The sequence below is a fragment of the Larkinella insperata genome, from assembly GCF_026248825.1.
GTDB classification, from domain to species: domain Bacteria; phylum Bacteroidota; class Bacteroidia; order Cytophagales; family Spirosomataceae; genus Larkinella; species Larkinella insperata.
The window spans coordinates 2,471,905-2,493,613 of the sequence record NZ_CP110973.1; the positions used below are offsets into that span (position 1 = coordinate 2,471,905).

General features: G+C 53.6%; 16 protein-coding genes. 9 read left to right on the forward strand and 7 right to left on the reverse strand.

Features of this window, described 5'->3' with window-relative positions:
• The first annotated feature begins 4 nt into the window (after positions 1–4).
• Entirely contained in the window at positions 5–1,279 is a 1,275-nt protein-coding gene (locus tag OQ371_RS10100; protein WP_265993636.1) for a dicarboxylate/amino acid:cation symporter, read from the forward strand.
• A gap of 95 nt (positions 1,280–1,374) precedes the next feature.
• Positions 1,375–2,616, forward strand: coding sequence for a serine hydrolase domain-containing protein (locus tag OQ371_RS10105; protein WP_265993637.1), 1,242 nt, complete (start codon positions 1,375–1,377; stop codon positions 2,614–2,616).
• On the opposite strand, the gene nadB is transcribed toward OQ371_RS10105, so the two are convergent.
• The 3 genes from nadB to nadC form a co-directional block, all read right to left on the reverse strand.
• Positions 2,613–4,208: an L-aspartate oxidase gene (gene nadB / locus OQ371_RS10110; protein WP_265993638.1), complete on the reverse strand. Its 1,596-nt coding sequence runs from the start codon at positions 4,206–4,208 to the stop codon at positions 2,613–2,615. The genes OQ371_RS10105 and nadB overlap by 4 nt on opposite strands.
• Positions 4,209–4,361: 153 nt before the next feature.
• Entirely contained in the window at positions 4,362–5,285 is a 924-nt protein-coding gene (nadA, locus tag OQ371_RS10115; protein WP_374761446.1) for a quinolinate synthase NadA, read from the reverse strand.
• Positions 5,286–5,466: 181 nt separating this feature from the next.
• Entirely contained in the window at positions 5,467–6,300 is an 834-nt protein-coding gene (gene nadC / locus OQ371_RS10120; protein ID WP_265993640.1) for a carboxylating nicotinate-nucleotide diphosphorylase, read from the reverse strand.
• Between the two features lie 126 nt (positions 6,301–6,426).
• On the opposite strand from nadC, the gene OQ371_RS10125 reads away from it, so the two are divergent.
• From OQ371_RS10125 to OQ371_RS10145, 5 genes are all read left to right on the forward strand, one after another.
• Entirely contained in the window at positions 6,427–6,804 is a 378-nt protein-coding gene (locus OQ371_RS10125) for a hypothetical protein (RefSeq protein WP_265993641.1), read from the forward strand.
• A gap of 149 nt (positions 6,805–6,953) precedes the next feature.
• A complete protein-coding gene (gene secDF / locus OQ371_RS10130; protein WP_265993642.1) occupies positions 6,954–9,947 on the forward strand; it encodes a protein translocase subunit SecDF in 2,994 nt (997 codons plus the stop codon).
• A gap of 139 nt (positions 9,948–10,086) precedes the next feature.
• On the forward strand, positions 10,087–11,586 hold the full coding sequence (locus OQ371_RS10135) for an APC family permease (protein WP_265993643.1): 1,500 nt from the start codon (positions 10,087–10,089) through the stop codon (positions 11,584–11,586).
• A gap of 98 nt (positions 11,587–11,684) precedes the next feature.
• On the forward strand, positions 11,685–12,482 hold the full coding sequence (locus OQ371_RS10140; RefSeq protein WP_265993644.1) for a sulfite exporter TauE/SafE family protein: 798 nt from the start codon (positions 11,685–11,687) through the stop codon (positions 12,480–12,482).
• Positions 12,479–13,873, forward strand: coding sequence for an MBL fold metallo-hydrolase (locus OQ371_RS10145; RefSeq protein WP_265993645.1), 1,395 nt, complete (start codon positions 12,479–12,481; stop codon positions 13,871–13,873). Before OQ371_RS10140 ends, OQ371_RS10145 begins: the two co-directional genes overlap by 4 nt.
• A 75-nt stretch (positions 13,874–13,948) precedes the next feature.
• Here the strand turns inward: OQ371_RS10145 and nuoK are convergent, their stop codons facing one another.
• The 3 genes from nuoK to OQ371_RS10160 are packed head-to-tail and all read right to left on the reverse strand — an operon-like array spanning position 13,949 to position 16,421.
• The gene (gene nuoK, locus OQ371_RS10150) at positions 13,949–14,257 is read right to left on the reverse strand and encodes an NADH-quinone oxidoreductase subunit NuoK (protein ID WP_265993646.1); all 309 of its coding nucleotides are present in this window, start codon (positions 14,255–14,257) and stop codon (positions 13,949–13,951) included.
• 7 nt (positions 14,258–14,264) lie between these two features.
• Positions 14,265–14,789, reverse strand: a complete 525-nt coding sequence (locus OQ371_RS10155; protein WP_265993647.1) for an NADH-quinone oxidoreductase subunit J family protein — start codon at positions 14,787–14,789, stop codon at positions 14,265–14,267.
• A gap of 15 nt (positions 14,790–14,804) precedes the next feature.
• Positions 14,805–16,421 (reverse strand): 4Fe-4S dicluster domain-containing protein, encoded by a 1,617-nt coding sequence (locus OQ371_RS10160; protein WP_265993648.1) that lies wholly within the window; start codon positions 16,419–16,421, stop codon positions 14,805–14,807.
• Positions 16,422–16,587: 166 nt separating this feature from the next.
• Between OQ371_RS10160 and OQ371_RS10165 the strand changes: the two genes are divergently transcribed.
• Complete coding sequence (locus OQ371_RS10165; RefSeq protein ID WP_265993649.1) at positions 16,588–18,453, forward strand: glycoside hydrolase family 97 protein; 1,866 nt, start codon at positions 16,588–16,590, stop codon at positions 18,451–18,453.
• Positions 18,454–18,466: 13 nt separating this feature from the next.
• Here OQ371_RS10165 and OQ371_RS10170 read toward each other — a convergent pair whose 3' ends face one another.
• Positions 18,467–20,875 carry an alpha-ketoacid dehydrogenase subunit alpha/beta gene (locus OQ371_RS10170; RefSeq protein ID WP_265993650.1) on the reverse strand — a complete coding sequence of 803 codons (2,409 nt, stop codon included), beginning with the start codon at positions 20,873–20,875 and terminating at the stop codon, positions 18,467–18,469.
• Positions 20,876–21,161: 286 nt separating this feature from the next.
• On the opposite strand from OQ371_RS10170, the gene OQ371_RS10175 reads away from it, so the two are divergent.
• A complete protein-coding gene (locus OQ371_RS10175; protein ID WP_265993651.1) occupies positions 21,162–21,599 on the forward strand; it encodes a DUF1573 domain-containing protein in 438 nt (145 codons plus the stop codon).
• Positions 21,600–21,709 lie beyond the last annotated feature (110 nt).

A 21,709-nucleotide genomic window follows, 5' to 3' on the forward strand; every position in this document is an offset into this window, starting at 1 on the left:
ACCCGTGCGTAAACTTCTCAATAATTTAACCTTTCGCGTAGTAATAGCCATTACGCTCGGTATCATCGTCGGCCATTTTTTTCCGGCAACGGCCGCCAAGCTCAAGCCGCTTGGTGACTTGTTCATCAACCTGATCAAGATGGTGATTGCGCCCATTATCTTCCTGACGATCGTGTTGGGAATCAGTAATATGGGTGATTTAAAGAAAGTGGGTCGGGTTGGGGGGAAGGCGCTGCTGTACTTCGAAATTGTGACGACGCTGGCCCTGATCATCGGGATTGTCATTGCCAATGTTGTTAAGCCGGGCGCGGGCGTACAGACAACAGCCGTGCAGGGGGGCGATGTGTCGGCGTATACCTCGCAGGGTCAGGGAATGGATTGGGTTAAGTTCTTTCTGCACATCGTACCCGACAACGCCATCCGGTCTTTTGCGGAGGGTGAAATTCTGCAGGTGCTGGTGTTTTCGGTCCTGTTTGGCATTGGCCTGACGCGCATGGGCGAACGGGGCCATTCACTCATTCAGACGTTTGAGAAGCTGTCGCGCGTGTTTTTTAACATCCTGAGCGTGGTCATGATTCTGGCTCCGCTGGGTGCTTTCGGTGGGATGGCGTTTACCATCGGTAAATACGGACTTATGACGCTTTTGCCGCTGGCCAAGCTGATGGGAACGGTTTATGCGACGATGTTCCTGTTTATTTTCGTGGTGCTGAACCTCATTCTGCGGTATTACCGCATCAGCCTGTGGTCGGTGTTGAAGTACATCAAGGAGGAACTGCTGATCGTTTTTGGAACCTCATCCTCCGAGTCGGCCTTGCCGCAGGTGATGGACAAGCTGGAAAGCATGGGTTGTTCGCGCTCGGTGGTGGGGCTGGTGATTCCGGCGGGGTATTCGTTTAACCTCGATGGCACCACGATTTACCTGTCGATGGCGACGATTTTTCTGGCGCAGGTGTTCAACGTGGATCTGACGCTGGGGCAGGAACTAACGATTATCGGTATTTTGATGATCACCTCAAAAGGGGCCGCGGGTGTTACCGGCAGCGGCTTTATCGTGCTGGCATCCACGCTGACGGCTATTCACGTGATCCCGGTTGAGGGGCTGGCGCTGCTGCTGGGCGTCGATCGGTTTATGTCGGAAGCCCGCTCCATTACGAACATCATCGGCAATACCGTTGCGACGATTTTTATCGCCAACAACGAAAACGAGTTTGATCGGGCCAAAATGGAAAAAGCCTTCGGGAAAGCCGAACAGGAAGAACTGACGAACTACAAATACTGACGATTGACTAAAAAAGCCTTTGGTGGCGTTATAAAAAATGTATTTTTGCCGTCAGAGCCGTATGTAGTATTGAGTTAGTACAATCAACGTCAGGAATGAGAGTTTCGGGAATTTGGGCGGGTATTATTGCCGTTTTGATCATCGTCGGGTGCGATTCGAGTGAAGACAAAAAATTGAAGCGTTCGGCCAGAGCAATGGAAAATTGCGCCGAAGAACAGAAGCTGACTGCTGCCGAGGAACAGGCCATTCGACAGGAAATCGGTGCCGATGAGAAAATTCAGAAAATCGAAGCCATTATCCGGAGTAAAGTTCGGGCGGGTTTCAACGGCAACGTACTCATCGCGCAGAAAGGGGTGGTTCTTTACAAAAACTCGTTTGGACTGGCCCACCTCGAACGTTCCTCCCGCGATTCACTCAACGAAAACTCCAAGTTTCAACTGGCGTCGCTTTCCAAGACTTTCACGGCGGTTGCCACGCTCAAGCTCATCGAAGCCGGGAAGCTGAGCCTGAAAGATACGGTTCAGAAATTCTTTCCGGATTTTCCCTACCCCGGTATTTCCGTCGAAAACCTGCTGTCGCACCGGAGCGGTTTGCCTAACTACGCCTACGCATTTGAAGACAGCATGCGGATCAACTTTTACAGGTTTGAAAAGCCGTATCCGACCAACGCCGAAATCATGCACTGGTTTGCCAACGTGCACCCAACCCCCCAGCGCTACAACGTTCCGGGCCGGACGTTCAGCTACAGCAACACCAACTACTGCGTGCTGGCGGCCATCATCGAGAAGATTACGGGTATGCCGTTCGATCAGTTTGCCAAGAAAAACATCTTCGAACCGCTGGGCATGAAAAATACGTGGGTGGCCACAACCCGCAACGATTCGATCAACCAGTACCGCACGGCGGGCTACCAGTGGAACCGCCGGATCCCGAAAGATTATTACGATAATGTGGTGGGCGACAAAGGCATCTATTCGACTGTCGGCGACCTGTTTAAGTGGTACCGGGCGCTCAACGGCGACTGCCTGCTCCGGAAAACACTGCTGGCCGAAGCCTTCCTGCCCCGGAGTTTTGAGCGCAAAGGCACCAAAAATTACGGTTACGGTTTTCGGATGTATGTCAACAACCAGAACCAGCCGGAATACATCTACCACACCGGATGGTGGAAAGGGTACAACAGCCTGTTCTGGTTTAGCCCCAAAGATGATTTCGTGATCATTCTGCTCGGGAACCGTTACAACAAGTCGGTCTACCAGGTGAAGGAGTTGCTCGAAGTGTTGCACGGTCATCCTTCCAACGCCGAGCCGGAGGCCGAAACCGGCGAGGTCGACGTTTAGACCGTCTCCTGCTTCTCGATGTCCAGGTTGAAGTGCAGCCCCCGGTTGTCGTGCCGGGCCATCGCAGCTTTAATCACCAGATACGCCACTTCAATCATGTTGCGCAGTTCGCAGATCCGGCTCGACACCTTCGACTGGCGGTAAAGCTCTTCGTGCTCCAGATAGATAAGTTCCAGCCGGTCCAGCGCCCGCTTCATCCGGCGGTTGGTGCGGACAATGCCGACGTAGTTCGACATAATCGACTCCAGTTCCCGCTGCATTTCCGTCACCAGAACCAGTTCTTCCGGATGCGTTGTTCCGGCGTCGTTCCATTCCGGCAGGTTATCGGGAAGGGCGGCTTTATGGAAATTCTCGACGGTTTTCAAATAAGCCCGGTGACCAAATACCACGGCTTCGAGCAACGAGTTGGAAGCCAGTCGGTTCGCGCCGTGCAGGCCCGTGCAGGAACACTCCCCGGCGGCATACAGGAAATTGATGTTTGTCTGCCCGAACTCATTCACTTTAATACCCCCGCACATGTAGTGTTGGGCCGGAACAACGGGGATGTAATCTTTCCGAATGTCAATACCGAGGTTGTCGCGGCAATAGGCGGTGATGTTGGGGAAATGCTCCACAAACTTTTCAAAATCGAGGTGCGTTACGTCCAGATAAACGTGCGGATCGCCGGACTTCTTCATTTCCGAGTCGATGGCGCGGGCCACAATGTCGCGCGGGGCCAGCGACAGGCGGGCGTCGTAGTTTTCCATGAACGTCTCGCCTTTCATGTTTTTCAGAATACCACCAAAACCGCGCACGGCTTCCGAAATCAGGAAACTCGGTTTTTTGCCCGGTTCGTACAAGGCCGTTGGGTGAAACTGGATGAATTCCATGTCCTTGCAAACGGACTTGGCGCGGTAGGCCATGGCAATCCCGTCGCCGGTTGCGATGGTGGGGTTGGTCGTGCTTTGGTAAACGTTGCCGATGCCGCCCGTTGCGAGCAGCGTCGTTTTGGCCAGAAACTTCTCAACCCGGCCGGTTTGCGTATCCAGCACGTAGGCACCGAAACAGCGGTTGTCGGTATCGTACCGGTGAACGGTTTCGCCCAGGTGGTGGCGCGTGATCAGGTCGACGGCGTAGTAGTGCGTGAAAATCTCAATGGTGGGCAGTGACTGCGCTTTTTCGAGCAGAGCCCGTTCGATTTCGGCGCCCGTAATGTCCTTGAAGTGCAGAATCCGGTGGTCGGAATGGCCCCCTTCTTTGGCCAGATCATAGTCGCCGTCGTCTTCCTTGTCGAAGCGGGTGCCGTAGTCGATCAGTTCGCGAATCCGTTCGGGGGCTTCCCGCACCACAATTTCGACCACTTCGCGGTTGCTCAGGAAGTCGCCCGCAATCATCGTATCCTCGATGTGTTTCTCAAATGAATCTTCCTCGGCCCACACGGCAGCGATGCCGCCCTGCGCGTACTTGGTGTTGGTTTCGTCGGCCCGAACTTTCGTAATCACGGCAATTCGGACGGGGTGGCCGGTTTCTTCAAAATGAATAGCCAGTTTAGTAGCGTAACTCAGTCCGGCGATACCGGAACCGATCACAAGGAAATCGAAGTGTTGGGGCATAGGGGTTAAAGGTGGTTACTGCTAGCGTACTAAAATCAAGGCACCCCCGCGAAGGAAGCGTCCGGCAAGTAAGGATAACAATCCTACAAGTTCTCAAAATAAAGGAAAAGAGCCTCAATGTTATCATCCATGAGGCTCTTATACGATCAGATTTTACAATCCCTTGCTCATTTCCAGCATCCGTAGCACCGAAGCTTCGGCTTTTACACGCACGTCTTCCGGAACAAAAATCTCCGGTTTTTCGTAATACAACGTGTTATAAAGCTTTTCGAGCGTGTTCATTTTCATGTACGGACACTCCGAACAGGCGCAGGTGTTGTTCTCGCTGGCCGGAGCCGGAATAATTTTCTTGTTCGGAACGGCCTGCTTCATCTTGTGCAGAATACCGGCTTCGGTACCGACGATAAACACCTCATCGGGCTGATCGACCACGTATTTTAGCAAAGCCGTAGTGGACCCCACGAAGTCGGCTTGGCTCAGAATGTGTTCCTGACACTCGGGGTGGGCAATAAACTTGGCACCCGGGTATTTCAGCCGCAAAGCCGTCAGCTTTTCCTGCGAAATGTCGATGTGAACGATGCAGGCACCGTCCCAGAGCACCATCTCCCGACCGGTTTTCTTGGCGACGAAACGGCCCAGGTTGGCATCCGGTGCGAAAATAATCTTCTGGTCTTTGGGCAGGCTTTCGACAATCTTGACGGCGTTGGAAGACGTGCAGATAATGTCCGACAGCGCTTTGATTTCCGCCGAGCAGTTGATGTAGCTGATCACGAGGTGATCCGGATACTTGGCCTTGAAAGCCGCAAATTCATCCGCCGGCGCCGAATCCGCCAGCGAACAACCCGCGTTCAGGTCCGGAATGACAACTTTCTTGTCGGGTGAAAGAATTTTGGCGGTTTCACCCATAAAGTGAACCCCGCAGAACACAATCATTTCGGCGTCGGTGGCGGCTGCCTGCTGCGACAAACCCAGGCTGTCGCCAATGTAATCGGCCAAATCCTGGATGTCGCTGTCGACGTAATAGTGGGCCAGAATCACAGCGTTTTTTTCTTTTTTCATCCGCCGGATTTCGTCCATCAACACTTGTTTATCTTTCGGCGTTGAGCGGCTGATGTAGCCAATTTGCCGAATTTCTTCATCTAACGTAAGTGGAATCGTTGCCATAGTGAGTAAACAAAAACTAACGCTAAAAACTCCGTTAACTGCTACTTTTCTCTGCCAGCGCCGGGCGAAGAAAATCAGCGTTCATCGGAGGAAATCAATACGCTTTCAAGCTCATGTCGAGGCTCTTGACTTGGTGGGTCAGGGCGCCGGACGAAATATAATCAACGCCGGTCTCGGCGTAGGCCCGCAGGTTGGTGTCGTTGATGCCGCCCGAAGCTTCCGTAACGACCCGTCCGTCGATCAGTTGAACCATCTTTTTCAGTTCTTCCGGTTCAAAGTTGTCCAGCAACATACGGTCGACGTGACCGAGCCGGAGCACTTCTTCGACTTCCTGCTGGTTCCGAACCTCCACTTCAATCGGTAACGAACGGCCGGTTGTTTCGAGGTATTCAACGGCTTTGGTCACGGCGGCTTCAATGCCTCCGGCGTAGTCGATGTGATTGTCCTTGATCAGGATCATATCAAACAAGCCAAACCGGTGGTTGACGGCTCCGCCAATCTTGACCGCCATTTTTTCGCATACGCGAAAATTGGGCGTGGTCTTGCGCGTGTCCAGCAGCTTGGCTTTGGTACCTTCCAGCAAACTCACCATCGTACGCGTATGGGTGGCGATCCCGCTCATGCGCTGCATGCAGTTCAGCACCAGCCGCTCGGCTTTCAGAATGGACTGGGCCCGGCCGTTGACCGTCAACACAATGTCGCCGTAATGGATTGCCGAGCCATCCTGCATATTCACGTGGACTTCCAGCTCCGGGTCTACTTCCCGGAAAACCGCTTCGGCCACTTCAACACCCGCCAGAATACCGTCCTGCTTGACCAGCAGCCGGGCGCGCCGTTTGGCGTCGGCCGGGATGGTCGAGAGGGAGGTATGATCGCCATCGCCGACATCTTCGGCCAGGGCAGACTGAATAAATTCCTGTAATGTCATTGTCTACTTATTTCGGCGAAAGTTAATGGACTTCTTGAAAAATGCCCGCAAAAAAGCCATTTGCTTTCTTGCGGAAATATTGCGAAATTTGTTGCCCTCGTTCCGTCGAGCCGATTGTAAATGTTCATGAAGCAACAACAGCGTACGAACTTTATTCGTTTGATGAGCCTGTTTCTGACCGGGTTGCTCCTGTTGGTGGCTTCGGGCGGACCTGCATGGCTGTCTGTTGAACAACTGCCGACAAAGCAAACTGTTCAGACGTCGAAAAACGAAAAAAAAGCGGGCGACACCAAGGAGGCAACGGTTCAGGCAACGTCGTTTGATGCCGTCGTTACGCCCGCGCTCACGTTTGGCTTCTCACAAACGGTTTACCTGCTGCCTCCCCCCGTGCTGTTTTTTGTGCTCAAACAGACGGTTATTCCCCGCTTCTTCGAGATACCGTATTTTTATTTTTCGTTTTTCTGCTACGTTTTTGGGCATCACATTGCCATTAATGCACCCTGAATTTATTTATTTCCCTGAAGGGAGAGTTTAGCGAAAGAGCAGGGGCAAAACCGTATCGGTCGGCTGTTCGAGAGCGGCTCTTCTTCACCATTTACTTCCGTTATCTTTTTTCTATTGTCTCATCTCTTTTTTCTATTACTTAAAGTCTAATGCAAAACCGAGTCGGAATACTTATTCTGACGGGTGTGATCGCACTTTTATGCGTTTATTACCTGTCGTTCACGTTCGTGTCGAACAGCATAAAGCAAGACGCGACGAACTACGCTACCCTGGCAAACGGGACGGTAGATCTGGACAAAAAACAGCACTACATGGATTCGCTCTGGAAAGAGCCGGTCTACCTGGGCAACACCCTCGAAGAAGTAACGACCCGCGAGCTGGGTCTGGGTCTGGACTTACAGGGCGGTATGCACGTGGTTCTGGAGGTATCCCCCGCCGAAATCCTCCGTGGCTTGGCCGGTGGAACGCGTGACCCGAAATTTGAGCAGGCGCTGAAACAGGCGGCTGAAGCTCAGAAGTCGAGCCAGTCGAGCTTCGTAGATCTGTTCATCAACGCCTACAAAGACATTGCCCCTAATGCGAAGCTGGCATCCATTTTTGCCAACAGCGCAAACCGGGGTAAAATTAACTTCCAGTCGTCTGACGCCGAAGTTCGTAAGCTGATCAACGACGAAGTAGACGGTTCGATCAGCCGGGCGTTCCAGATCATTCAGGCGCGGGTTGATAAATTTGGGGTGGCTAACCCGAACATTCAGCGGTTGCCGGGTTCAGGCCGGATCCTGATCGAGCTGCCGGGTATCGACAACCCCGAGCGCGTTCGCCGGCTGCTGTCGGGTGCGGCCAAACTGGAGTTCGCTGAAGTGTATACGCTGAACGAAGTAGCGGGCGGTCTGGATCAACTGGGCGCGTACCTGGTGCAACTGGAAGCGGAACGGAAACAGGCGGCTACCCAAAAGGCGAGTGCTGCCACTACGGCCGATACTACCAAAAAAGACAACTCACTGGCGGCTCAGTTAGCGCAGAAAAACCAGGCAGCCAAAGGCGATTCGGCCAAAACCGACACCTCAGCTACGGCGGCTCAGAATGCCGCGCTGACCAGCCTGTTTGTGCCGATGTCGCAAAACCAACTGGGAGTTTACCTGAAAGATACGGCCCGCGCCAACGACATTCTGAATCGTCCGGCTGTGAAAGCCCTGTTCCCGGCGGATGCAATGATGCTGTGGGATCGGAAAGCCGTTACGACCAACGATAACAAAGAAATTCTGCCGTTGTATTTCATTCGCAAGCCAGCCGGTAAAGCACCCCTGGAAGGTGACGTAATCGTGGATGCAACCAACGACTACGACGACCGGGGCCGTCCGGAAGTAACGATGCGCATGAACGCTGATGGAGCCCGCAAATGGCGGACGCTGACGGCGGCTAACATCAACCGCCCCGTGGCCATCATTCTGGACAACCTGGTATACACGGCACCAACGGTTCAGAACGAAATTCCGAACGGTAGCTCCAGCATTTCGGGGAACTTCACCGTCGACGAAACCAAGGATATGGCGAATATCCTGAAAGCCGGTAAGTTGCCCGCGCCCACCAACATTGTAGAAGAAGCCGTTGTGGGGGCAACACTGGGTTCTGAAGCCGTTTCGGCCGGGGTCCTCTCGTCGGTGGTTGGTTTGATCATCGTACTGGTTTTTGTGGTGGCTTACTACGGCCGGGCCGGTTTCATTGCCGACTTAGCCTTGTTCGTCAACCTGTTCTTCCTGCTGGGTATCATGGCTTCGCTGGGAGCGGTACTGACCATGCCGGGTATTGCCGGTATCGTACTGACCATCGGTATGGCCGTCGATGCCAACGTTCTGATTTTCGAGCGGATCAAGGAAGAGCTGGCGCTGGGTAAACCGTTTAAACAGGCCATTGCCGACGGTTTTACGAATGCCTACTCGTCGATCATTGATTCGAACGTAACCACCTTGTTGACCGGGGTTATCCTGTTTATTTTCGGAACGGGCCTGATTCTTGGTTTCGCTACCACGCTGGTCATCGGTATTCTGACTTCGTTGTTTGCCGCTATTTTCATCACCCGGATCATTCTGGAGCAGTATGTAAAAGACGGCAAAACGCTGGCCTTCGGGACCAACTGGTCAAAGAATCTCTTTAAGGATTCGGCTTTCGACTTCGTATCGCGTCGTAAACTGTATTACACGATTTCATCGACGATCATTGCGTTGGGTATCCTTTCCGTTGTCTTCAAAGGATTCGGTCTGGGTGTTGACTTCAAAGGGGGCCGTTCCTACGTCGTTCGTTTTGAGAAAAGCGTGAGTACGGACGATGTCCGCAATGCACTGGAAAATGAGTTACCGGGTTCGCTGGAAGTGAAAACATACGGTGGTACCGGTGTGGGGGGAGCTAATCAGGTTCGGGTAACGACCAGCTATCTGGCGGACGCTACCAATCCCGAATCCGATAAGCAAACAGAAGCAAAACTGCTGGCCGGTATTGCTAAAATCCAGGGAAACAAAGGAAGCATTGAAAGCTCCCAGAAAGTAGGCCCGGCCATCGCCAATGATTTGATTTATTCGGCGCTTTGGTCAATCCTGCTGGCTGTTGCGGTTGTATTTGGTTACATCCTGATTCGGTTCAAGAAGCTGGCATTCGGTTACGGAGCCGTGGTTGCCCTGTTCCACGACGTTCTGATTATCTTGGCAATCTTCTCAATTGGTAACGGTTTTCTGCCGTTCTCACTGGATGTTGACCAGGCGTTTATCGGTGCCTTGCTGACGATTATGGGGTATTCAATGAACGATACGGTTGTGGTCTTCGACCGGGTTCGGGAATACCTGCGGGATACGAAAGGCCGGAAAGAAAGCATTGCCGTCATTATCAACAACGCCTTGAACAGTACGCTGAGCCGGACGGCCGTGACGGGTCTTTCTACGATGCTGGTGTTGATCGTGTTGTTTATTTTCGGTGGTGAAACCATTCGCGGTTTCTCGTTCGCGATGCTGATCGGGGTTATCGTGGGAACTTATTCTTCGTTGTTCGTAGCAACTCCGATTGTGGTTGATGCGCTGAGTAAGGACCAACTGAACGACACGCCGACGACGCCCGAAATTGCGGCAAAACCCACAAAAACGGCGCGTGCATAACACGTGATTTTGGCGAAAAAGCTGGACTGTGAAGTTCAGCTTTTTCGTTTTTCTGCGAATTATTTTGTAGCATTACTGGTATATTCGCCAATTAATATTTCGTCAACATTTATACTAGTCCCTAAACGTTCTTTCCTACATGGAAACCAAAACCCCAGTCAATGACCGGAGTGTCTGGCGCAAAAAGCCAATGTACCTGTTTGAACAGGACATTCAAAAGAGTGAATTAAAGCGGGTTCTGGGTAAATGGAGCCTAACCGCCATTGGAATCGGCGCTATTATCGGGGGCGGGATTTTCGTGTTAACCGGAACGGCCGCTCACTACCATGCCGGTCCGGCCCTGGCATTGTCGTTTATCGTTGCCGGTATTGGCTGTATTTTCGCGGCACTTTGTTACGGTGAGTTTGCTTCCATGCTGCCGGTAGAAGGCTCGGCCTACGCCTATGCTTACGGAACCATCGGCGAATTGTTTGCCTGGGCGATTGGCTGGGGCCTGATCCTGGAATATGCCATGGGCGCCATGACAGTTGCCGTTAGCTGGTCGGGTTATTTCAATAAACTGCTTCACCTCTTCGGTATCGATATTCCTTTCTGGTTACGCAACGATCCGGTTTCGGCCGCTAACTATGCGCAGCAAAACGGTCTGGCCGACCCAGGATTTGCCATCAACTTACCCGCTTTCCTGATCGTCTGGCTGGTTACGTACATCCTGATAAAAGGAATCAAAGAAGCCGCCAACACCAACAACATGATCGTGATTTTGAAAGTAGCCGCCGTTATTTTCGTCATTGTGGTCGGGGTGTTTTATGTCGTCCCGGAAAACTGGAAACCGTTCATTCCCGAACCGACTACCATTCCGGGTGAAGACGGGCAGCCCCATGAAGCCTACGGCTGGGGAGGGGTGCTCAGTGGTGCTTCGGCTATCTTCTTCGCCTACATCGGTTTTGATGCCGTCTCGACCCAGGCCGGGGAAGCCGTCAATCCGCGTAAAGACATGCCGTTTGCCATCATTGCCTCGCTACTGGTTTGTACGATTTTATACATCCTTGTTTCGCTGGTCCTGACCGGTATGATCAATTACCAGGACATTGTTGGTGATGCGCTGAAGGCCCCGGTGGCTTATGCCTTCGATAAAGCCGGACAAGGTTGGGCGGTATTCATCATTACCCTGGCGGCTACGGTTGGTCTGGTGTCGGTGATGCTGGTGATGATGCTGGGTCAAACCCGCGTGTTCCTGGGCATGGCCAAAGACGGCTTACTACCGGGCTTCTTCCGCGAGATTCACCCGACGTTTAAAACCCCCTGGAAAAGCACCATTCTGGTCGGAACGATTGTTTCTATTGTAGCGGCTTTTACGCCCATTAGCCTGTTGGGCGACATGACCAGCTTCGGAACGCTGTTTGCCTTTGCTATGGTTTGTCTGGCCGTCTGGATTCTGCGTCGCCGTGATCCGGAACGGGAGCGCCCGTTTAAAGCTCCGGCGCTAAACATTATTGCTCCACTGGGGATTATTGTCAATACGATTCTGATTTTCAACCTAAGCGGATTGGCCCAGCAACTGGCGATTGTCTGGCTGCTCTTGGGGATGATTGTTTATTTTGCCTACAGTCGGCGTCACAGTAAACTGAATGATCTGTAAAACATTAATTCTTATTGCCAAGTCTGGAAAAGCCTCCCGTTCGAATACGGGGGGCTTTTCTGCTTATTCTATAGGCTATACGATAAATTCCCGAATGAATGAACCTGACTGACCTGATCGGTTACGGAGCCGCCGTAGTGGCCGGGCTGGTCATCGGTCTGGCGGGCGGGGGCGGTTCCATTCTGACGGTGCCGATTTTTGTGTATCTGTTTCAGATTCCGCCCGTTCTGGCCACTTCCTACTCGCTGTTTGTCGTGGGTTCGACGTCGCTGGTGGGCTCAATCAGCTACGCCCTGAAAAAGCAGGTCGATTTTACGGTAACGGCGGCTTTTGCGGTTCCTTCGTTCTTTTCGGTTTTCCTGACCCGGCGACTGCTGGTTCCGGCCATCCCGGATCCCCTGTTTCATTTCGGCTCGGTGAGCTTACCGAAAGACGAAGCCATTCTCTATTTTTTCGCCTTTGTCATGATCCTGGCAGCGCAGGCGATGATTCGTCAGCCTAATCTGACGCAGTCCACTCCCGGTCGCCCCCGCCTGGGTTTGCTGGCGCTGGACGGGCTGGGTGTTGGTGTGCTGACGGGAACTATCGGTGCCGGGGGTGGGTTTCTGATTGTGCCCATGCTGGTGCTATTGGCGGGTTTGCCCATTCGGCGGGCCGTGGCAACGTCGGTTCTGATCATTGCCGTTAATTCGTTTGTTGGGTTTTCGGGTGATCTGCACCGACGGGATCTGGATTGGTCCTTTTTACTGGAATTTACAGCTTTTTCCATCTGTGGAATCCTGCTCGGCATCTACCTGGCCCGGTTCGTATCCCCGGTTTATTTAAAACGCGGTTTTGGTAGCTTGGTACTATTCGTTGCGGTGTATATGCTGCTTAAAGAAATTAACAAATCATGATTGTTGAACAACTGTATACGGGGTGTCTGGCTCAGGGAGCCTACTACCTGGAAAGTGAGGGTGAAGCTGCCGTCATTGATCCCCTGCGGGATACCGACACCTATTTAAAAAAAGCTGAGCGGAACGGTGCTAAAATCAAATACGTTTTTGAGACGCATTTCCACGCCGATTTTGTTTCTGGTCACCTGGATTTGTCCAGGAAAACCGGGGCACCCATCATTTACGGGCCGAATTCTCCAACCCACTTCGAAGCCCATCATGCCAAGGACGGCGAGGTGTTTAAATTGGGGAAAATTAGCATCAAAGTTTTGCATACGCCCGGGCACACGCTCGAATCCACTACGTACCTGCTCATCGACGAAACCGGTAAAAACCGCGCCATCTTTACGGGAGATACGCTGTTCATCGGGGATGTGGGCCGCCCGGATCTGGCCATCAAAGGCGACCTGAGTGAGGAAGATCTGGCGGGGTTGCTCTACGACAGCCTGCATACGAAGATCATTCCGCTGGAAGACGATGTGGTCGTTTATCCGGCCCACGGTGCCGGATCGGCCTGCGGAAAAAACATGAGTAAGGAAACCACGGATACACTCGGCAATCAGAAGCGCTTCAATTACGCACTCCGGGCGCAGACGAAAGAAGCGTTTACCAAAGCCGTGCTCGATGGCCTAACCAAAGCGCCCGCTTATTTCGCCGAAAACGCGCGGTTGAACAAGGAAGGGTACGAAGCCATCGACGAGGTGATGGATCGCGGAGACCGTGCGCTTTCGCCCGATGCGTTTGAAGCGGCCGTCAACGAAACCGGTGCGCTGGTGCTCGACGTACGTGACGCACCGGAGTTTGCCAAAGGATTTATCCCCAATTCAATTAATATCGGCCTGAACGGCCAGTTTGCGCCCTGGGTTGGGGCCTTGATCCCGGATTTGAAGCAGCGCATCGCGCTGGTAACCCCCGTTGGCCAGGAAGAAGAAACAGTTCGGCGGTTGGCCCGGGTTGGTTATGACCAGAGCATGGGTTACCTCGACGGTGGTTTTGCCTCTTGGCAGCAAGCGGGCAAAGAAGTGGATACCGTTGAATCCATTTCAGCGGAGCAATTTGCTGAACGCTATCCGCAAGGTCAGGTAGTGGATGTTCGTAAACCCGACGAGTTTGCTGCCGAACACGTTCAAGGCGCTGAAAACCTACCACTGGATAATCTGAACGATCACATGGCGGAAGTCAGCAAAACCAAACCGGTTTACGTACACTGCGCGGGCGGTTATCGTTCCATGGTAGCGGCCTCCATTCTGAAAGCCCGTGGCTTCGACAATCTGGTGAATGTGGAAGGCGGTATGTCGGCCATCAAAAAGACCGGCCAGGTTCCCGTTGCCAGCGAAGTGCCTGCCCATTGATGGAAAAACGCCCTACACTAGTCTGTCGAATATGAAGCGTAAAAAGCGCAGCCGCGGAATCCGCGGCTGCGCTTTTTATTTTTTCAGCTCGTTCAGTTCGTCAAGCTGAACGGTATTGAAATGACGGTAGACCTGCAGGATGATGGCCAGCGCGATGGCCGCTTCGGCAGCCGCCACAATCATCACAAAGAGGCTGAACAGCTGTCCTTGCAGCCGTTCCGGATCGTTTTGGCTAAACGCGATCAGGTTCAGGTTGACAGCGTTCAGCATCAGTTCAATGCCCATCAGCACCATAACCGCGTGACGTTTCAGAAGCACAATAGCCAGGCCGATGCTGAACAGCGCGGCTCCGACGAGCAGAAATATTCCGGAGTTCATTTCCATCTTCAACTCATTTATTTCTTGACGAACTGGCAATGGTTGTGGCCCCGATCAGTGCCACCAGCAGCAACACCCCCGCAATTTCAAACGGAACCAGGTATTCGGTCATCAGTTGCCGCCCAATCGTATCCACCGTTGGGCGGTAGGTCGAAGCTCCTTGCTGAAGCAGCACGTAGTCACCCCGCACCAGAGCCGTGTATAGTACACTGAAAATGCCTCCGGCCACCAGCAACGCCCACAGCCAGCTTCGGTGCTGAGTCAGGATGTAGTTGGGCTGCGTGTACTCCGTTTGTTGGGACTGGTTTTTATGGGTAAGCATCACACCGAAAATGATCAGCACCAGCACCCCGCCAACATAAATCATGATTTGCGAAACGGCCAGAAAATCGGCGCCCGCCAGCACAAACAGCCCGGCAACGCCGAGCAGGGTCAGCAGCAGAAAGAAGGCCGCGTACAGGACATTCTTTGTCAGCAAAACCGTCAGCGCCGAGCCAAGTGTGAAAAGAACAAACAGATAAAAAACAATCTGAACCACGGTTATACGGGATAATTAGGATTCGTTTTCAGGCGGTGTTTTCGGCTTCATAGTCGGCCGGAACGCCGGACGCGGCTTGGCCGCTTCGGTGGGAGCGGGTTCTGCATCCTCCGCTGCGGAAGCTTCCGGAGTTTCGGTTTTCTCGGCAACCGGCTCAATCGGTTTAGGCTCCTCAACGCGCGGAGTTGGCACCGTTTTGGGCCGCATGGTGGGCCGGAACGCCGGTTTGGCCGCAATGGGTTTCGCTTCATCCGTCGCAGGCTGTTCGGAGACAGGCGGCTCAACGGGTTTAGGCTCCTCCGCCGGTTTCACCTCCCCGCCGGTAACCGGTGGCGTTTTGGGCCGCATCGTGGGCCGGAAGGCTGGTTTAGCAACTGCTGGTTGGGACTCTTCGGCAGCCGGTTGCTCCGAAGCTGCGGACTCACTGGTTTTCGGGTCTTCAACGGCTTTTGTTTCGTCGGAAGGTGTCGATTTGGGTCGCATGGTGGGCCGAAAGGCCGGCTTCGGCGCAACGGCTTTGGGTTCTTCCGCTGCTGGCTGCTCCGAAGCTGCGGACTCGGTCGCCTTGGCTTCTGCATCCGTTGGGGCTGACTTGGGCCGCATTGAGGGCCGGAAGGCCGGTTTAGCGGAGACCGGTTTGGATTCATCCGCAGCCGCTTCATCCAGGCCTTTGGCTTCTGTGGGCGTAACGCCTTCCGCCGGTGGGGCGGTTTTCGGTCGAAGCGTAGGCCGGAACGCTGGTTTCGGGGCCGGTTTGGCCGGTTCTTCCAACCCTTCCATCGCAATTTTCTCCGCTTCATCGGGCGTCGCATCCGTCAGGGGATGTTCTGCCGCCGATCCGGCCGAATTTTGCTCCGCCAACGGTTTCTGCTCTTCTTTCGGCGGTTCATTTGCCGGAGTTTTTAAGGTGGGGCGGAACACCGGGCGCGGTTTCGGAGCCGGAGTTTCGGCCGCAGGGGCGGTTTCGGCGGCTTCCGGTTCAACGGGTTTTGCCGCGGGCTTCATGCCAGGCCGGAAGACGGGCTTTTTCGGGGCGTCCGCCGGAGCCACTTTGGCCGCGGCCTGCTGGGCTTTGAGCTCTTCTTTTTCCCGCACAAACTGCTCGTATAACGCCCGCTTCTCATCCGCCTGTTCGGGCGACAGATTAGCGTAGTGGTACGTCATGTTGCCCAACTCAAACTCGCTGAAGTCGTAGGTTTTGGTCATCGTCAGACACTCAGTGGGGCAAACGGTGGTACAAAGGCCGCAGTAGCAGCATTTGGCCATGTCAATGTCGAATTTGCCCGCATAAAGACGAATGGGCGAACCGTCCGACGCTTTCCCGACTTCTTCGGTGGCCTTGATGGCATCAATGGTGATGCAGTCGACCGGGCAAACTTTGGCGCATTTATCACAGACGATGCAATCGTCGATTTCATTATGAAGCCGGTAGCGGCCGTTATCCGGCAGCGGAATGGTTTCAAATGGATACTGGAGCGTGACAATCCCCGTGTCCTGTCCGAAATAGTCCGGTTGCTGGACGTTGATCGGTGGGCGGCTTTGGCGGGCATTCCAAAGATGCCGAAACGTAAGCTTAAGCCCCGTCAGCGTAGTTTGGATACCCTCCTGTATATCTTTAAAATATTGATTCATTGGTAACAAAAGTAATTCCTGCTTATAAAAATAAAGAGGAAACAAGGCGGATAAAGTTTCTCAGCGCCTGAAACTTTCTGATTTTTCGAAATTTATTTGGACTGATTAATAAACGGAAAGATAAGGGCCAAGCATTAAAAACCAGCGAACTCTTGCTTTTAAAAGAATGAATAAGCTGACTCATCATCTCTACTACCTGGTTTTTCTTTCCGTTCTGCTGCCTACCGGTTTGGCGGCCCAGACGCCCGATTCGCTGGTGGTTCGCTCGCCCAATGGCCGGCTGCGGTTCGCTTTTTCCGTGGGGGCGGAAGGAATTCCCACGTACGAAATTCAGGATCAGAACCGGCCGGTTATTCTGCCATCGGCGCTGGGCCTGATTAGCAACCCGAACAGCGGCCGGCCCGACTGGGACCGTGATCTGCGGATCATTTCCGTAGCCCGGACCCGGCGCGACACAACCTGGAAGCCGGTTTGGGGTGAACGCGCGCTGATTTCGGACCGCTTTAATGAGCTGATTATTACCTTACAACACCGCACAACCGATCGGGGGATGTTGCAGGTGATTGCCCGGGCCTATGACGAAGGCATTGCGTTCCGGTATTATTTCCCGGAGAACATGCGGACCCAGATTCTGGACATCGGTCAGGAACGGACCCATTTTACCTTGCCGAGTGGCACCAAAGCGTATTTTACCGATCACGCGCAGGGAAGTTACGAAGAGCGGGCGCCGAACGGATGGACCCGGCCCGCCGAACTGCCCGTTACGCTGAAATTAGCCGATGGTTCCTGGGCCTGTATTGCGCAGGCTGAACAGGTCAATTACCCCCGCATCCGGTTGAGTACCGCAAAAGAAGGTCAACTGGTTAGCCAATCATTCGGTGAAGTAACCGAAACATCGCCGTATGCCTTGCCCTGGCGGGTGGTGCTGGTGGGCAACCGGCCCGGCGATCTGCTGGAACATAATTACCTGATTCAGAATTTGAATCCGCCTAATCAGCTCAAAGAGGTGAGCTGGATTCAGCCGGGGAAAGTTATGCGGGAAGTGACGTTATCGACCTCCGGAGCGCAGAAGCTGGTTGATTTTGCGGTGGAACAGAACATTGAGTACATCCATTTCGACGCAGGCTGGTACGGGTACGAGTACGAAGTGGGGTCCGATGCCACCACGGTTTCGGTTGACCCCCGGCGCAACCCAAAAGGCGATCTGGATCTGCCCGCGGCCATTCAATACGCGCGTTCCAAAGGCAGGAAGGTGATTTTATACGTTAACCACCGGGCCCTGGAACGGCAGCTGGACGCCATTCTGCCGCTCTACAAAAGCTGGGGTGTTAGTGGCATTAAATTCGGATTTGTGCATACCGGCTCACACCGGTGGACGGTATGGCTGCACGAAGCCATTCGGAAAGCCGCTCAGCATCAGATGGTGGTGGATGTTCACGACGAATACAGCCCCACCGGTTTTAGCCGCACGTTCCCGAATCTGCTGACCCAGGAGGGAGTTCGGGGCAACGAGGAATGGCCGGATGCTACCCACAATACGGTTCTGCCCTTCACTCGCTTCATTGCCGGAGCGGCCGACTATACGTTTTGTTTCAACCAACCCCGCCTGAAGAATACAAAATGCCATCAGTTGGCCCTGCCAGTGATCTACTTTAGCCCCCTGCAATACCTTTACTGGTACGGCAAACCGCAGGATTTCCCCAATCGGGAGGAAATTGCGTTCTGGAAAAACCTGCCGACGGTATGGGAAGATACGCGAGTAGTGGACGGAACACCCGGGCAGTGGGTTTCCGTTGCCCGGCGCAAGGGGGCCGACTGGTATCTCGGCACCATCACCAGTACCGAAGCCCGTACCGTAACCCTTCCGCTGACGTTTCTGCCGGTTGGTAAGTCATACACGGCGGAATGCCACGAAGACGACGGGGCCGGTAACGTTCGGAAAACCGTTCGGACGGTGACCGCCAAAGACAAGCTAACCGTCAGGCTCTTGGCATCCGGCGGGCAGGCGGTTTTTTTGAAGCCGAAAGACTGAAACGGTACTTTTCCTAGTATAGTTTCGGGAAGCGGGCCGGGTCGGATTCGTTCATGATCTCGTACACGGCATCGAAAACATCTTCCACGCTGGGCTTCGAAAAATAATCACCGTCGGAGCCGTAGGCCGGGCGGTGGGCCTTGGCCGAGAGCGTGCGCGGGGCCGAATCGAGGTAGTGATACGCGTCCTGATCCTCAACCACCTGCTGCATCATGTACGCCGAAGCACCCCCGGGAAAATCCTCGTCGGCAAACAGAACCCGGTTTGTCTTTTTGATCGACTCCGCAATCGAATGAGAGAGGTCAAACGGCAACAGCGTCTGTACGTCGATCACTTCCGCGTCAATATTGAATTGCTCGAGGTGCTCGGCGGCTTCCAGCACAATCCGGCACATCGAACCGTACGTGACAATGGTAATGTCGGAGCCGTTGCGCAACGTTTCCGGAACGCCGAGCGGCAGGCAAAATTCGTCCAGGTTTTCCGGTAAACGCTCTTTCAGCCGGTAGCCGTTCAGCGGTTCGACCAGCAGGGCCGGGTCGTCGCCTTTGACGAGCGTGTTGTAAAAACCGGCCGCCTGGGTCATGTTGCGGGGCACCAGAACGTGCACTCCGCGCAGGCTGTTGATCATGGCGCTCATGGGCGAACCGGAGTGCCAGATGCCTTCCAGCCGGTGGCCCCGTGTGCGGATGATAACCGGTGCTTTCTGACCGCCTTTGGTGCGGTAATGCAGGGTAGCCAGATCGTCGGTCAGCGTTGCCAGTGTATAAAATACATAGTCAAAGTACTGAATTTCAACGATTGGTTTCAGTCCGCGCATCGCCATACCGATACCCTGACCGATGATGGTGGTTTCCCGAATTCCGGTGTCGGTGATGCGAAGTTTGCCGTATTTTTCCTGCAAACCGGCAAATCCCTGGTTTACGTCACCAATGTGCCCAACGTCTTCACCGATGGCTACTACCCGGGCATCGCGGGCAAAAAGACTGTCAAAATACCGTTGCATCAGCTGATAACCGTCGATCAGCGGGCTTTCGTCTGTATAGTGGGCCGGTATTGGCGTTATCTTCAGGGGCGAATCCGGCGACTGGCTGTACAAATGCGAGCTATAGCGTTCTTCATTCTCGGCGCTGGTGCGGTTCAGCCACGACAGCAACCCTTGTTTAGCTTCAGAATCTTCGGTAGTTAAATACCGCAACGCCCGTTTTACGGCCGCAACGGCATCCCGACGGATGGGTACGTGCGTTGTCCGCAACTGCTCCCGGAGTTTGGCAATGGGTTCGCTTGTTTGGGCGGTTTCGGTTGCTTGCTTCAGCAGAAGCATCGCTTCCTCGTAATCTCCTTTAAGGGAAGTCAGGTAAGCGTTCCAGGCTTCCTGACGGGCAATTTTGGTCACCCGGGCCGCATCCCGTTCGATGGCATCCAGCTCGTCGTGGGTGGCGTAGCCGTTTTCCAGAATCCACTGGCGAAACTGCCGGTTGCAGTCGTGCTGGCGTTCCCATTCCAGTCGTTCGGGGCTTTTGTACCGTTCGTGCGAACCGGAGGTTGAGTGGCCCTGCGGCTGCGTAAGTTCCTGAACGTGTACCAGAACCGGGACGTGTTCTTCCCGGCAAAGGCGGGCAGCTTTCTGGTAGGTTTCGATCAGGGCCAAGTAGTCCCAGCCTTTCACCGTCATAATTTCGATTCCCTTTTCCGTCTCCGTGCGTTGCAAACCGGCCAGGGCTTTGGAGATGCTGCCTTTCGTGGTCTGGTACTCAACCGGAACGGAAATGCCGTAGCCATCGTCCCAGACCGACATCAGGAGCGGAACCTGCAGAACACCAGCGGCATTCATGGTTTCCAGAAACATCCCCTGCGTGGTCGACGCGTCACCAATGGTTCCGAAAGTAATTTCGTTACCATTTCGGGAAAATGTCGTCAAAACATGCAGATGCGGGTTTTGACGATACAGCCTCGATGCGTAGGCCAGGCCGATGGATCTTGGAATCTGGCCTGCCGTCGGGGCAATATCACCAACGGAATTATAGAGTTTAGTTTGGTCACGCCAAAGGCCGTTTTCATCGAGCCAGCGCGTGGCATAGTGGGCGTTCATCTGGCGGCCGCCCGAGTTCGGATCGGCTTCGAGGTCGGTATGGGCGTAAAGCTGGGCGAAGAATTCGGTCCAGGTCAGTTCGCCCAGGGCCGCTACAAACGTTTGATCGCGGTAGTAGCCCGAACGGAAGTCTCCGGCCCGGAAAGCGTGGGCGGCTGCCAGCTGGGCAACTTCTTTGCCGTCGCCGAAGATGCCGAACTTAGCTCGTCCCCCCATCACTTCGCGCCGACCCAGCAGGCTGGCGGCCCGGCTCTCGCAAGCCAGTCGATAGTCCTGCAGGATTTTTTCCGGCGTCAGTGTATCGGTTATGTTCAGTTGTTCGTTTGCAATCACAGAACGGCCACAGTTTAAGAGGTTCTCGTTTGCGTTTCACTGCCTGTTCAAAAGGTTCTTGTTGTGTTTCAGTGAGATACCGAAAACGCAGAATTTTTGAACAAACAAAGTAACTCCGGCGGTCGGAGTAAAAATAATATAAAGTTTGGCAGCTTTCAAAAAAACGAAATTTTGCCTTTCTTTGTTAAGCGAACAGGCACCAAATAAATGTTGGCAAACCTTTTGTAACAGAATAGGATTGTAAAGTTGTTTACCCGTTTGTTTGTAACTAAATTTTTTAAAAGAAATGAAAAAGGCTTTCTCACTAATCGTAGTTTTTCTGGCGTTTGCGACGGTTTCTTTCGCTCAGAAAGGCGTCATTAAATTCACTAAAGAGTCGCACGATTTTGGCAAGGTTCCGCAAGGAACGCCGGTTACGTACACATTTGAATTTACCAACACCGGTACGGATCCCGTCGTTATCTCCAGCGCTCAACCTTCCTGCGGCTGTACCACGCCTGACTGGACCAAAAGTGCTGTTATGCCGGGTCAGAAAGGGTTCGTGAAAGCCACGTACAATGCGGCTTCGATGGGCTCGTTCAACAAGAACGTAACCGTAGTGAGCAACGCAGAACGGTCATCCATTCCCCTGACACTGACGGGTGAGGTTACCTCGAAAGAGACCGCTGCTGCTTCTCCGGCAACGCCAGCCGCTGACAAAAACAAGAAGAAAGGCACTCGCTAATAGGCTATAAAAGTAAGTTAGCTCAAAAGGGCGGCCCACCAACGTGGGCCGCCCTTTTTGGTTTTTGGGTTCGGTAAACTCAAACAGTTGAAGGCCGGTTACTAACTAAT

Bases quoted from the DNA above. Each gene is read 5' to 3' on its own strand.
- OQ371_RS10125 (WP_265993641.1), top strand. From the start codon at position 6,427: ATGAAGCAACAACAGCGTACGAACTTTATTCGTTTGATGAGCCTGTTT.
- nadA (WP_374761446.1), bottom strand. From the start codon at position 5,285: ATGGACGAAATCCGGCGGATGAAAAAAGAAAAAAACGCTGTGATTCTG.
- secDF (WP_265993642.1), top strand. From the start codon at position 6,954: ATGCAAAACCGAGTCGGAATACTTATTCTGACGGGTGTGATCGCACTT.
- OQ371_RS10165 (WP_265993649.1), top strand. From the start codon at position 16,588: ATGAATAAGCTGACTCATCATCTCTACTACCTGGTTTTTCTTTCCGTT.
- nadC (WP_265993640.1), bottom strand. From the start codon at position 6,300: ATGACATTACAGGAATTTATTCAGTCTGCCCTGGCCGAAGATGTCGGC.
- OQ371_RS10160 (WP_265993648.1), bottom strand. From the start codon at position 16,421: ATGAATCAATATTTTAAAGATATACAGGAGGGTATCCAAACTACGCTG.
- OQ371_RS10135 (WP_265993643.1), top strand. From the start codon at position 10,087: ATGGAAACCAAAACCCCAGTCAATGACCGGAGTGTCTGGCGCAAAAAG.
- OQ371_RS10105 (WP_265993637.1), top strand. From the start codon at position 1,375: ATGAGAGTTTCGGGAATTTGGGCGGGTATTATTGCCGTTTTGATCATC.
- nadB (WP_265993638.1), bottom strand. From the start codon at position 4,208: ATGCCCCAACACTTCGATTTCCTTGTGATCGGTTCCGGTATCGCCGGA.
- OQ371_RS10140 (WP_265993644.1), top strand. From the start codon at position 11,685: ATGAACCTGACTGACCTGATCGGTTACGGAGCCGCCGTAGTGGCCGGG.
- OQ371_RS10175 (WP_265993651.1), top strand. From the start codon at position 21,162: ATGAAAAAGGCTTTCTCACTAATCGTAGTTTTTCTGGCGTTTGCGACG.
- OQ371_RS10145 (WP_265993645.1), top strand. From the start codon at position 12,479: ATGATTGTTGAACAACTGTATACGGGGTGTCTGGCTCAGGGAGCCTAC.
- nuoK (WP_265993646.1), bottom strand. From the start codon at position 14,257: ATGGAAATGAACTCCGGAATATTTCTGCTCGTCGGAGCCGCGCTGTTC.